This is a genomic window from uncultured Dysosmobacter sp. (assembly GCF_947631165.1).
Taxonomy (GTDB): domain Bacteria; phylum Bacillota; class Clostridia; order Oscillospirales; family Oscillospiraceae; genus Oscillibacter.
Map to the genome: position 1 here is coordinate 1 of NZ_CANRKH010000060.1, position 11,508 is coordinate 11,508.

Here is an 11,508-nt window from a genome sequence, read left to right on the forward strand (position 1 = left end):
TCCCTCAAAGCCTTGCGGCTCTAAGGGAATTTTCTGGTGGACGATACAGGACTCGAACCTGTGACCCCCTGCACGTCAACGGCTATTTGAAGTTTTTTGTAATGATTTTTGCTTGTTTATCGTCGTTTTCACTCCAGAGGACTTACTATTTGGCACTTTTTAAAAGCGGAGTTTCCACTGCTTCCGAGCGCGTCTGTGGTCGGTTCTGTGGTCAGAGCTGCGGTCTATGAGTTTTGTGCGCGGGCGATTTGTTGAAATCCCCCTGTGATAGATTACACCTGTGTTACTAAAGAAAAAGCCATACCGACTTGATTTATATTGAAAACCATGACGGTATGAAAACCATCACTTTAATTGGCAACACGTCTCACCGGGTTGACCCGCTTGAATTTCATAGCTCGCTCTGGCGTGGTTTCCGGACAATTCTCGCCAAAGGTTATGGGCATAGACTTGGCTCTCTCCAGTTCCGCTAGTTCCTCTTGGGTAAAGGCCAGACCATTCATCATTATCGTTAAAAGATTAAGCCGTATCTCACACAATAACAGGTAAGCTCGAATGGATGAGTGGCTCTCCATTTATCAGCTTTATGGACACCCCTTTAACATTCATCCCTTTTTTAACACAGTGATTAAAAGCTTCCCAGTATTCCTTGAACTCTATGTTTATGGCTAGTTGTTTAATTTTGGGATTAAGGGAAACAAAGATGTAACAAGCACTGTACCCCGCATCCAGCAGACTGTTTAGTCTAAACAATTGGTCAATTGCTCGCTGTGAATAAACGGAAGGAAATACTGCATTTTTATCTCTTGCAAAAGATAATATGCTCTTAATCTCTAATATTGTACATGTATCTTCAATATATAAATCGCTCTTATAGCCGTCGACATTGTGCTCCTTCCTAATATGTTCTCTCTTCCCAAGAAACGAAAAGCGTCTGCTACAAAGATTATTCGCTACAGCTTCATTGGCTTTTGATAAATTCAAAAGAATGAAACCATCGTTTCCCTCCAGAGCATATACTGAATACTTAGTCCTTGCGTTAGGCGATATAACCGGTGAAAGCAGCACCTCTCTTCCGGTCAGATCAATAAAGTTGCTAAGTCTACAGGATGCCGGAATATAGCAGAGATTATCTTCACCATCGACCTCTACAAGGCACAAGAACCTATTTTTGAGCTCCGCTTTGAATATGCCATGTTTGAAAGTTCGCTCCAACACTCTCTGCCTCCTTCAAGTACAGGCGCTCAGGGTCTGTTTCAAAGATGGGTTTTGGCGAGCTATTGCGCTCCAGCACGTTGAGGATTTTCCAAAATCCTGTGTTCCGCCCTTCTGTCAGGCGTATTTCCTTCAAGAGATCCCCGATGCAGCGATTACGGTATCTCCGATTAAAGATCCGGTAGGTCCGCAGGCCCTCCTCCGAAATAGAACGGTCCGCCTCTGGATGGCTGACGATCTCGATGCGGTCAAGGAGAATGTGGACCTCGATAGGTTCCCGTGTATCATACCCCTTATGGTAACCGCATTACAGAGGCTTTCTTCAATGGCGGCATAGGGGTGTTAAAAAAACGATTGGCCTCGGATCTGTCCGGTAGCTTTATCACCTGCTCCCGGATGACGCTATTCCGTATATATTGAAGTGCCTCCAGCAGTTGCTGATAAAGCGGCCTCTTGAAGGTCTTCTCAAAGATCTGGTTTCCGCCCAAATCCTCCGGGAACTGGACGACATCAATGTGGGCATACGGGAAGAAACAGTCCAGCTCCAAGCTGAAGAACATCAGCCCAACATTTTTCGGTTTGGTGTATTCCGGTAGGCTGTTTACGATATTCATGCTCTGGCACAGATCGAGAAAATCCATGTGTTTGGATTCCTCATACAGAGAACTCTCCACCTCTTTGAGATACGCTTGGATCAGCGTGAGGTTCAGGTCAACGATATCTGCCTCATGATTGACCCGGTCGTCAAAGGGAACATTGTTGGTCAGATTATAGAGATCCCGCTTTTCTGTCTCAGATGGCATGATGGTGCTGGACATTTTGCGAATATAGTAGATATGCTCCTTTTCGTCCTTGGCCATCGACTTTGGAGAAGAGTTATGGGCGCAGATAGCCGCCGGGCGCCCATACGACGATGAATTTCTTCTCTTAGTAGTCCACCACTTCAACAATGGGCAGGTACTCCGGCTGTATGTGCTTGCATTTGTTGAGTATGTCCCTTCAGGTAGGCATCTACTTTTTCCGCCGGAATGCCTTTTAAGGGATAAGCCGGCCTTCCGTCCTTTTCCTTGATGCCGATGACGAGGTAGCCGCCGCCTCAGTCATCAATATCGTTGGCAAAAGCACAAATTGTCTTAAGTGACGCCTTGGCATCCCAAGTCTCCTTAAACTCGATCCTTGCCCACTCGACGGCGTTTCCGGCCCGCAAGGTCTTGATGTTAGTCGGTACGGCCAAGGCACATCGCTCCTCGTAAATTGCACCTGTGTCTACAAAGAATAAGCTATTGGTTCCATAGATGGAAAAACCACTTGGAAAACAATTTGAATGCTTCGTCTTTGCACTGCTCCCGATTTTTCCCAATTAGTTCTACTTACTCACAGAGTAAATAGATTTTCGGCATACCACCAGCGTCTATGACCTTGCCAATTTCGATAAGCCCAAAAACAATCAAAGCCCGAACATAGATGTACGGAGTGTCCGTATCAGGATATAAAACCTTCACATAGGGTGCGAGATCATCAAAAGAGCCGACACTATAGTTGCTGCCATTGCTATCGGAGACAGCATATGTTGCAGGATCAAATTTCCCATAGAAGTTTTTTACTGCGTATGCAAAAGCGAATTTTGCAGCGGAAGTGCCATGATCAAATTTTCCTGTAGCAACCAGCCTGTCAGCGACATCGTTGGCGGCTTTTGACAAGCGGAAATTTGTTATATCGTTCATATCTATCACCTCCAATTATTGCAGTTCAATCGCTGTGTGGAAAGAACCATACTTTCTCAGACGATACTCTTTTTTGAGCGTGTTTCCTAAAACCTGTCTGGCGGTTTGAGCGTCAATTTCATCAGTATATGCCAGAAGAATTATCTGGTCAGACATTAACGGAAGAGCCTTTGTAATGTTTTTCTTATGGGTTGGATCAAGACGCCCGAATGGCGAATCCATAATGATGGGTCCACTTAGAGGGGCATTCTTGTGTAAAGCACCAATCAAGGATAATGCAACAATATGCTCAAAGCCCGCAGAACGGAATGGAATTATTTCGCCAGAGCGGTGCTGAATGGAGAGACCATAATTATCGTTAATTTTCAATGCCGTATAATCAGAATCGCTACTAATATTACAGAAAAGCTCTGTAGCATCTCGTTCGACTTCCGTTTTTAACTTATCACGATATGCGGCGATGCCATCGGTAAACAGCTGATGGAGCGCCGCACAGATTTCAACCTTTTTTACTGCCAGATTCAAATCTGCGTCAGAGGTACCGGCCTTCCGCACTTTTTCTTCAAGGCTTGCTAATGCGATGTCTGCTTCTTTGATTTTGTCTTTAGTAGCCTGAATGCCTTCCTTAAGGTTTTCGATTTTGGCATAACACTTAGCCAAATTCTGAGCATTTTCTTTAGCGGCTGCAGTGAGGTCGCTAACATTTCCATAACGGCTTATTTCATCACGCAAATCCTTGAGTTGACCTTTGGCATCGTCAATCTGGACTAAAAGGTCAGCCAACTGATCCTCATATATCTTGAGAACCTGAGTATCTGAAGCACTCGACATACTTTCTAAAGATGCCTGACGGATTTGAAGATGCTTCATGCGCTCCTTTTCTTCGACCGAAAGACCTCCAAATTCTCCGGGTTCTTCATCGAGGCGCTTTTTTAAGGCAGATACATGAGCTTCATCTACATCTTGATTACAGCATTCGCAATGGTGAGTATCAACAATGTGCTGAATGTACGACATAAGTCGAGTAGCTGATTCGTGAGTGTTATGCCTTTCTTGGAGTGTTGATAGTTCGGATTTGACATCTGCCAAGATTTCAGTTGTGCGTTTTCCGATAACATATCTCCAAACATCTCTTGTTGCAACAACGATAGATTGTAAAAGACCGTCTCGTGTAGCCTCCTTTGCAGCAATATCACTTTCGAGGTGTTCCATATTTTGAATTAGCTCTCTTAGATGCTCGTTCTGCTTTCCCTCATCTTCGAATTTTGCCCTCAAATCTTGTGCCTCATCATAGGCCGTTTGGAGCCGTTCCAGTTCTTTTGTTTGTTCTTCTTTTTTCGCTGCCTCAGATTCAATCTGTGCAGCATATTTTTCAGTCTGTTTATTTGCCTGTGCGGCTTTAGTTTGTTCCTTACGGTATTCGCCAAGAACGAAATTGGTATCACCTGCTGCATTCGTCAGGATAGGCACTCCCAAAATGGACTCAATGGATTTCTTGATTTTATCACCGACAGAGGTTTCATCTTTTACAAGCTCCTCATATTCTTGGAGCAGTTCACCATCAAACAGGAAAAAACGAGACACTTCCTCTGGCATTATCATTGCAAGCTCGTGCTCTTTGTTAGGAGGAAAATGTCCATCCACCTTGAGAAAGACATCTTGAACATAGTCATCATTCCTGGTAGGAACCGATACTCCAGGGCGGACGCTGTATTGACGGGTGAGTTCATATCTCTTACCATCATGAAGCATTTTCAGAAGGACTTTAAAGTCATATTTGCCCGCCTTCATTCCTTCCCTGTTTACCAACTTCAGAATATCATCTACCGTTTCATGACGGTACTGGAATCGGCCAAACAAAGCATAGCGGAAGAGATTTAGAAGTGTGGTTTTACCATGTCCGTTGTCGCCCCAAATCAGAGTAACTCCATCTCCATCTCCAAAGTCAATCGTCTGTTCACCTTCATAAGGGCCAAAATTATTGATGGTCATACTCGTAAACTTCAACATAACAAACAGCCCTCCTCATCAAATGGTTATTGTTTTCAGAAAATCATCTATGACTTTCTGGGTATCGTGCCTTGCCTTAGTCCTATCGTCTTGAGACGAGAATTCCGCATTAACAATCTCTTGAATCAAAGACGCGGGGATTTCGGGATGCTGCTCGACTCTGATTTTTTCTAATACGGAAATCAGTTCATTGATTTCGATGTTAGTCATTGTCATCATCCTCCATTCCTGTGTTTTGTAAACTATTATAGTCAATCTGGTAATCAATGGCTATATTTTTCAAATCAGTAACGCAAGCAGGGTTTTCCGCACCTAAGCCAAACTGAATCGCTCTTGATAATTCACCGATAATAATCGACATGGACTTTGGAGTTTCTTCAGATTCAACCACGGGAACTGTAATCGCATCATAAAGATGGGCAAAGAGCTTACCTGGTGAATTTCTTAGGATTCTACCTCTGCGCTGAATGAATTCTCTAGGATTCTGTGAAGACGCAAGTATCAAAGCGTGTGTGGTAGAAGGGATATCGACACCTTCATCCAAGCACTTAATCGAAACCAGGACACCACCGTTCTTAGAAAAGTATCGGAGCGTCTCGTCTCGATCACCTTCCATATCTGCATAGTATTCAAATGCATCAAAACCAGCATCAATTGCACCGTTCAATACATCCTTCAGCTGTGTGATATTGTCGCAATATACAATCCAACTCTGACCTCCCACGTACTCCCTAAGCAAAAGGTTAATAGCCAATGGTACTTTGCCGGACGCATTTTTAACAATACGCGCTCGGTTAATCAATAATTGCTTCAGTCGTGTATTTGAAGAAATATTTGCATCAGAACTCCCATTGGTCTTCATTCGCGCCATGAGTTGATTTATCTGTTTTGTTACCTCGTTCCAGGCTTCCTGCTCCTTTTGCGTGAGAGTTATGGTTAAGGGGTTATAAAAATACTTTGTTAGAACACCGCTTTTTATTGCATCATCCAATGTATAAGGCGGCGGCACAAGACCACCAAAATACTCAAAGAGTGCTGCGGTGCCCTCAGGATCGCCATATCTACGAGGAGTGGCAGACAGCCCTAATCTTGCACCTGCACAGATATTCAGAGCGTTTCGTCTATGCGGGCTTCCTAATCGATGCACCTCGTCAGCTACGACAAAAAGATGCTCACCTTGCGATACGTTTTTCACAAAATCATCTGAGCAAGCAGTATCCATAGTGGCAAGGATAATTCGGTGAGTAGAACCGCCATCACTTGTCCAAGATGCCAAAGCACCAGATTTTTTCCACTCACTATTGTTATCTCCGCAAAGCAGATAGCATATCTTATCTTCGAGCAAGGTTTCTCTCAATTCTCGATCCCATTGTTTTAATAGATCTCTTGATGGGACCAAAATAAGCACGACTTCATTTCGCTTGAAAGCATCATGAATCGCACACATGGCAGTGAAGGTCTTTCCGCTGCCTGTAGCGTGTTCAAAAATGCCGCGGCGACTATTTTTCACCCATGCTTCAAGCGCATTTACTTGATGTGGACGGGGAGTACGGCTACCTGTATGATTACTGGGCTTCCATTTTTTAGCCTTGCTCTCTTCCACATGGATTTCATCCAGTAATTCGTGCCATTTTACTCCTTCTGCTTTAGTTCGTAATATCTCCTTAGACGCATTTGGGAATTGATATACAATAATCCCAGGAACAGATTTTGACCATAATTTTTCAAAAAATGTTGATGCGTCATCAACTCGTTCAGCATCGCGGCTATCAAGCCAGTTTGGAAACACATCAATAGATTCCATATTCCCGTCTGAGGAAAGTCCTTTATATGTTTCGTTCATTGAGCCACGGAAGCCCACTTTACTACCTTCGGCGTCTGAGAAAATTCCGACCTTGTCGTGAAACAACCTCCTTGCGTTCGGAGACTCGTTGCCGGTTGGAACAGCGATTTTAACATCTATGATACCTTTTGAAATCATATATGCCAGCAGCTTTGCAGGAGCAGTTAAAAACGGGTCATCAAACAAAACCTGCACTTCTTTTGCAAGCGACTCCGCCAGCAGTTCATCATTTTTAGCAGAATAACCGTTAGCTAATGCAGTGGCATCTTCGTCAGAAACATACGGTGAGCATATCAAGCGCATCTTACCGCCGTTCTCAATAAATTCACGAAGGGCATCCCAAGCAATAATGTAGATGGTGCTTCCAAAATACCCTGAGATTCTGTCATAATGGTTTGAGTGTCTCATGCTTGGAAGATAAAACATATCTGCTATGTCATGCTCGGCTTTATTATAAGAAGTCAAGTAGGTTTGTTCCTTAAGTCCCATAATTAACCTCCAAGTAACTCTTCGTGCATTATATCCATGCGGCGAATTAAGGCATCATACAGATATCGGGGACGGGCGCAGACAATCCGTTCGTTGTTATTCCTAATCGTCTCAGAAACTTTTGTATAAAGAGACTCAACAATCACATCCGCCTTTACCTGCATATTGCCGCTATATGCAAAATCACTGTGTTTATCTGCATCCCAAAATGCAAAGGAAATGTCTTCTCCGTCCCGTACTAATGCACCTATAATGGGTAGCCGTCCATCGGAATAGCCAAGTTGCCCACGTTCCCCGCGCTGTTGACCAGGGAGGATTACCTGTATTTTATATTCATCTAACGCACGACCACCAGGTGGATTTGTGCAGTTCCATAGGTACACACGCAAGCGTAATTTTCTGGGCTGCAAATCCACAAGAAGAGGAGATGATGATATATCACTATGCCAAATGACATGATCACCGAGTCCCTCAACGAAAATGGTATTCAGTGCTTGTTTACTAAGTCTTTTGCCCTTCGCCATTACCTACTCCTCCAGCAATAGAGAGCAGTCGGATGTTCGCCTGCGCAACATATTCTTCTACGACATCAAACCCGGCAAAATGTCGCCCGAGGGAAAGAGCAGCATATCCCGTTGTTCCGCTCCCCATCCAAGGATCAACAACCAAATCATTCTGGTCTGTCGTTGCTTTTATATATTTCTCTGGCAGATACAACGGCTGCGCTGCAGGGTGGTCGTCAATTCGAGCCGAAACTCCGCCACTTAAAACATTTTTTGGCAATGCTCCCAGTGGATTGGGAGTTATTCTTTTGTTTTTGCGAACGTATGTATTTCCGTTTAATCGTGGCTTATATTCATATGACTCATATGTCTGTACGCTGTGAGATTCATATGGTCTGCGTATAGCATCAAGGTTAATACTCCATTTTGGAGATTTTGAAAACCACAAATTCTGCTCATATGCATCTTGACACGCAACACGAAGCCCTGTCGGAGCCGGGTTTTCCTTTATCCATATTTCAATGTCAACACAATGAAGTCCCCAAGTCTCTTCCATCTCTATTGCAAGCTTTTCTATAATCAAAGAACGTTTTGATGCTACTTTGGCTGTGGATTTCTCTCTATTGGCCTTAACATTTATGACGATAAAACCATCATCACGCAGCTTTGCACAAGCGGCATCTAAAAAAGGCGTCATTTTCTGAATGTATTCAGACGAACGCCATACACCATATTCGCGTTCTGCGTTCGGATATGGCGGAGAACCATAGATAAGCTTTATGGATTTGTCCGGGAGCAAAAGAATCCCTTCGGCACCATCCATCTGCCGGACGCAGTATTTGTTTTTATTTATCTCCTGCAACATCTGTGTCTACCTCTTCGTGTAAGTCTTGTTCATACTCCAATCTAAGGGTGGCAAGCCGACAATAGTCTGGGTTGGCATCTATACCAATCCATATGCGATTAAGCCGCTGTGCCACTGCAGCTGTCGTGCCAGAGCCAGAGAAAGGATCAAGAACAACATCTCCCTTACAGCTTCCCGAAAGAATAAAAAATTCTGCAAGCTTTTCAGGGAATCGAGCTGGGTGTCCAATTCCGTGTTCTTTGCATAACTTCATAAAATAGTCATTACTGCTCGTGTTTGCGATTTCAATAACGGAACCAGGATCGGAACCGCCATTATCTGCCCAAGTCTTTTCGCAGTCAAAGTTATGGGTGCTGGGTCGAGTGTTCTGATTCCTATCTCCCTTGCCTTTACCCTGAAGATATTTCTGCATATCTTTACTATATGGCTTTCTAATAGGGTCCATATTAAATTCCCAAGAATCGCCTTTTGCTAACCAAAAACAATACTCATGTGATTTCTTTGTTCGACCGTAGCCTCCTCTTGAGTACACATTAGGGGGCGTTGCGGGATTGTACCATATATAGTCTCGCACAAGATGAAAGCCGACATCCTTACACAACTTCAGCAAGAGAACGAAAACATATAAATGCTGATAGTTATCCACAACTTTGTCGCTGATATTCAAAATAAAGCTGCCGTCTTCCTTAAGAACGCGGTAAATTTCCCTTGCTTTTGGAATGAACCAGTCAACATATTCGTCCGGAGGAATTGTCCCATCAACATCGCCATAGTCTCTTTTATCAGCATATGGAGGGGATGTGAGTACTAAGTCTATACTTGAATTGGGCATGGCCTTTAGAATGGTCTCACAATCACCACATATAAATTTATTTTTAAACGTATTTAGCGTCCGTTTCTTTCCCATTTTCAATTACACCTTTTCGTCGTCGTTGTCAGATTAGTCTTCGTCATCAAGCGAAACCTCCATTATGTCTGAAATGTCGCATTTGAGAGCATCACATATTCTTAAGAGAACATCGGTCGTTAGATTCTCGTTTTTTGATAGCTTCGCCATAGAAGCTGTACTTATTCCCGTTGCTTTTCGCAGGTCTTTTCTTTTCATATCTTTATCAATCAGGAGCTTCCAAAGCTTTTTATAACTGATAGTAGACATTCCCTACTCCTCTCGCTTTGCATATACAAAACTCTGAAATGAAACCGGAAAATATAATTTTGCGTTCACATATTTATACATGAGTTTTGCTTCTATGTCAATAATTTTAGCATAAATTGTACGCAAAAGATATTGGGCCAGGAGCAGATAAGCCCCTGATCCAGTATCTTGGCTCTGTCTTGTTTTCACAACTATGCCAGCTTTTGCCTTAGCTACCCATTCGTCAGTTCTCCACCCTCAAACTGTGCCGCTGACCCTTGAAGCAATCAGCAATTCCCCGTGTGAACAAACAATATAAGCTTTTGTCTCATCGGCAAAGCGATAGACCTGCTCGACCGGTGTTGGCGGCCGGTTTGACATCCGATACCGAGGGAAGAACCTGGACAGATGCAGAAGGATCTCCCGGTCCACTGACGCCATCCAACGTGCCAAAGCCCTGACCTCCTCCACGCAGTCATTCCCACCAGGAACTCTCTGATACCATTCCAGGGTGAATCCCTTCAAGTCAATGTTGGCGGCGTCGATGAGAGGAAGCAGCGCCCGCCAGGGGACCTCCTCAATGGTGCCGTTAGTGACCAAAACGTTGACCATCCCCCGCTCGTGGTCCCCCCGATGTTGCCGTAGGGCCGCAGCTCCAGCGCCTTGTCAACCAGCACTTCCGGGGACAGGTCTACCTGATCTGAGAAGCTGTATTCACAAGGGCGAGAGAATGTGGTAAGATACAGAAATGGAAGAAAAAAGGCGGAAGTTGTACCCGAGCGACTTGACAGACGAGCAATGGGAAGAAATTGCACCATTGTATACGGGAATGCGGATCTGTACGTGGAGCAAGCGGGAATTGACAGATGCAGTACTGTACTTGGTAGATTCAGGGTGTAAATGGAGACAATTACCCCATGATTTTCCACCGTATTCAACAGTACATAGCTTTTATCGCCGCGCCCGAATCAGCGGGCTTTGGGATAAAATTCTAGAGCATCTTGTAAAAAAGACGCGAACAAATGCCGGACGCAAGGAGACTCCGAGCTACGCAGTCATTGATTCCCAAAGCGTCAAAACAGTTGCTGCCAGCGAAGAACGTGGGATAGATGGGGGAAAAAACGAAAGGCAGAAAACGGCACATCGTAGTGGATGTGCTGGGATGTTTACTGTCTGTTGTTGTACATGCTGCCAATATTCATGATACCAAAGCAGGGATATTTACGGCAAAACCTGCCTTTAAACGATATCCGTCTATTCAAAAGTTCTGTGCGGATGCTGGATATAGAGGAACTTTTGTCTCCGATTTGAAACAACAGCTTGGGCTTGACGTTGATATTTCAGAAAAAATCAAACCCCATGAATGGGAAAAACTTCCTTGGCGTTGGATTGTAGAGCGCACCCTTTCATGGTTTAATCATTCCAGACGTCTCAGTAAAGACTATGAAATTACTATCCTCTCGGCTGAAGCTATGGTTAAAATCTCCCATATCCATACCCTGCTCAAACGCTTATGAATACAAATTCTGAGGAGGATATTGGCTCCGGCTCCCCCAGCACCTGTACTCCAGACTGTCCAATTCCGTTATGCCCACTGGAACGAACCGAGGATCCCTGGAGCAGGCGGACACTGCGTTTTGGACGATTTCCCAGGCGACGCTTTCAGTGGTGGGACCGGTGGTGCCGATGCAGCCCCGGAGCTGGCCGTGGGCGTGGAGGGAGAC

General features: G+C 44.4%; 16 protein-coding genes. 2 read left to right on the forward strand and 14 right to left on the reverse strand.

The window, feature by feature from the left end; genetic code table 11:
* Window positions 1–531: 531 nt before the first annotated feature.
* The 13 genes from Q0Z69_RS15460 to Q0Z69_RS15520 form a co-directional block, all read right to left on the reverse strand.
* Window positions 532–1,215 (reverse strand): DNA/RNA nuclease SfsA, encoded by a 684-nt coding sequence (locus Q0Z69_RS15460; RefSeq protein WP_298035298.1) that lies wholly within the window; start codon window positions 1,213–1,215, stop codon window positions 532–534.
* A complete protein-coding gene (locus Q0Z69_RS15465) occupies window positions 1,166–1,486 on the reverse strand; it encodes an ATP-binding protein (protein ID WP_298035312.1) in 321 nt (106 codons plus the stop codon). Before Q0Z69_RS15465 ends, Q0Z69_RS15460 begins: the two co-directional genes overlap by 50 nt.
* Window positions 1,487–1,508: 22 nt before the next feature.
* Window positions 1,509–2,165, reverse strand: a complete 657-nt coding sequence (locus Q0Z69_RS15470) for a hypothetical protein (RefSeq protein WP_298035299.1) — start codon at window positions 2,163–2,165, stop codon at window positions 1,509–1,511.
* 146 nt (window positions 2,166–2,311) lie between these two features.
* Window positions 2,312–2,449 (reverse strand): hypothetical protein, encoded by a 138-nt coding sequence (locus tag Q0Z69_RS15475; protein ID WP_298035300.1) that lies wholly within the window; start codon window positions 2,447–2,449, stop codon window positions 2,312–2,314.
* 136 nt (window positions 2,450–2,585) lie between these two features.
* Window positions 2,586–2,939, reverse strand: a complete 354-nt coding sequence (locus Q0Z69_RS15480) for a hypothetical protein (RefSeq protein WP_298035301.1) — start codon at window positions 2,937–2,939, stop codon at window positions 2,586–2,588.
* A gap of 15 nt (window positions 2,940–2,954) precedes the next feature.
* Window positions 2,955–4,949 (reverse strand): AAA family ATPase, encoded by a 1,995-nt coding sequence (locus Q0Z69_RS15485; protein ID WP_298035302.1) that lies wholly within the window; start codon window positions 4,947–4,949, stop codon window positions 2,955–2,957.
* Window positions 4,950–4,967: 18 nt separating this feature from the next.
* Complete coding sequence (locus tag Q0Z69_RS15490) at window positions 4,968–5,159, reverse strand: hypothetical protein (protein WP_298035303.1); 192 nt, start codon at window positions 5,157–5,159, stop codon at window positions 4,968–4,970.
* Window positions 5,152–7,281, reverse strand: a complete 2,130-nt coding sequence (locus tag Q0Z69_RS15495) for a DEAD/DEAH box helicase family protein (protein ID WP_298035304.1) — start codon at window positions 7,279–7,281, stop codon at window positions 5,152–5,154. The genes Q0Z69_RS15490 and Q0Z69_RS15495 overlap by 8 nt, the downstream gene beginning before the upstream one ends.
* Window positions 7,282–7,283: 2 nt before the next feature.
* Window positions 7,284–7,805 carry a hypothetical protein gene (locus tag Q0Z69_RS15500; RefSeq protein ID WP_298035305.1) on the reverse strand — a complete coding sequence of 174 codons (522 nt, stop codon included), beginning with the start codon at window positions 7,803–7,805 and terminating at the stop codon, window positions 7,284–7,286.
* The gene (locus Q0Z69_RS15505) at window positions 7,783–8,649 is read right to left on the reverse strand and encodes a site-specific DNA-methyltransferase (protein WP_298035306.1); all 867 of its coding nucleotides are present in this window, start codon (window positions 8,647–8,649) and stop codon (window positions 7,783–7,785) included. The genes Q0Z69_RS15500 and Q0Z69_RS15505 overlap by 23 nt, the downstream gene beginning before the upstream one ends.
* Complete coding sequence (locus tag Q0Z69_RS15510; protein ID WP_298035307.1) at window positions 8,630–9,556, reverse strand: site-specific DNA-methyltransferase; 927 nt, start codon at window positions 9,554–9,556, stop codon at window positions 8,630–8,632. The genes Q0Z69_RS15505 and Q0Z69_RS15510 overlap by 20 nt, the downstream gene beginning before the upstream one ends.
* 33 nt (window positions 9,557–9,589) lie before the next feature.
* The gene (locus Q0Z69_RS15515; protein WP_298035308.1) at window positions 9,590–9,805 is read right to left on the reverse strand and encodes a helix-turn-helix transcriptional regulator; all 216 of its coding nucleotides are present in this window, start codon (window positions 9,803–9,805) and stop codon (window positions 9,590–9,592) included.
* A gap of 237 nt (window positions 9,806–10,042) precedes the next feature.
* On the reverse strand, window positions 10,043–10,396 hold the full coding sequence (locus Q0Z69_RS15520; protein ID WP_298035309.1) for a hypothetical protein: 354 nt from the start codon (window positions 10,394–10,396) through the stop codon (window positions 10,043–10,045).
* A gap of 136 nt (window positions 10,397–10,532) precedes the next feature.
* Between Q0Z69_RS15520 and Q0Z69_RS16955 the strand changes: the two genes are divergently transcribed.
* Both Q0Z69_RS16955 and Q0Z69_RS15525 read left to right on the forward strand, forming a co-directional pair.
* Window positions 10,533–10,988 carry a transposase gene (locus tag Q0Z69_RS16955; protein ID WP_367272336.1) on the forward strand — a complete coding sequence of 152 codons (456 nt, stop codon included), beginning with the start codon at window positions 10,533–10,535 and terminating at the stop codon, window positions 10,986–10,988.
* Window positions 10,894–11,301 carry a transposase gene (locus Q0Z69_RS15525; protein ID WP_298035310.1) on the forward strand — a complete coding sequence of 136 codons (408 nt, stop codon included), beginning with the start codon at window positions 10,894–10,896 and terminating at the stop codon, window positions 11,299–11,301. The genes Q0Z69_RS16955 and Q0Z69_RS15525 overlap by 95 nt, the downstream gene beginning before the upstream one ends.
* Here the strand turns inward: Q0Z69_RS15525 and Q0Z69_RS15530 are convergent.
* The coding region (locus Q0Z69_RS15530; protein WP_298035311.1) for an AMMECR1 domain-containing protein at window positions 11,296–11,508 on the reverse strand (213 nt) is incomplete at its 5' end. The genes Q0Z69_RS15525 and Q0Z69_RS15530 overlap by 6 nt on opposite strands.

Excerpts from the sequence above, each read along its gene's own strand:
- Q0Z69_RS15490 (WP_298035303.1), bottom strand. The coding sequence starts at position 5,159 with ATGACTAACATCGAAATCAATGAACTGATTTCCGTATTAGAAAAAATC.
- Q0Z69_RS15485 (WP_298035302.1), bottom strand. The coding sequence starts at position 4,949 with ATGTTGAAGTTTACGAGTATGACCATCAATAATTTTGGCCCTTATGAA.
- Q0Z69_RS15500 (WP_298035305.1), bottom strand. The coding sequence starts at position 7,805 with ATGGCGAAGGGCAAAAGACTTAGTAAACAAGCACTGAATACCATTTTC.
- Q0Z69_RS15515 (WP_298035308.1), bottom strand. The coding sequence starts at position 9,805 with ATGTCTACTATCAGTTATAAAAAGCTTTGGAAGCTCCTGATTGATAAA.
- Q0Z69_RS15495 (WP_298035304.1), bottom strand. The coding sequence starts at position 7,281 with ATGGGACTTAAGGAACAAACCTACTTGACTTCTTATAATAAAGCCGAG.
- Q0Z69_RS15510 (WP_298035307.1), bottom strand. The coding sequence starts at position 9,556 with ATGGGAAAGAAACGGACGCTAAATACGTTTAAAAATAAATTTATATGT.
- Q0Z69_RS15520 (WP_298035309.1), bottom strand. The coding sequence starts at position 10,396 with ATGGTCAACGTTTTGGTCACTAACGGCACCATTGAGGAGGTCCCCTGG.
- Q0Z69_RS15480 (WP_298035301.1), bottom strand. The coding sequence starts at position 2,939 with ATGAACGATATAACAAATTTCCGCTTGTCAAAAGCCGCCAACGATGTC.
- Q0Z69_RS15525 (WP_298035310.1), top strand. The coding sequence starts at position 10,894 with ATGGGGGAAAAAACGAAAGGCAGAAAACGGCACATCGTAGTGGATGTG.
- Q0Z69_RS15505 (WP_298035306.1), bottom strand. The coding sequence starts at position 8,649 with ATGTTGCAGGAGATAAATAAAAACAAATACTGCGTCCGGCAGATGGAT.
- Q0Z69_RS16955 (WP_367272336.1), top strand. The coding sequence starts at position 10,533 with ATGGAAGAAAAAAGGCGGAAGTTGTACCCGAGCGACTTGACAGACGAG.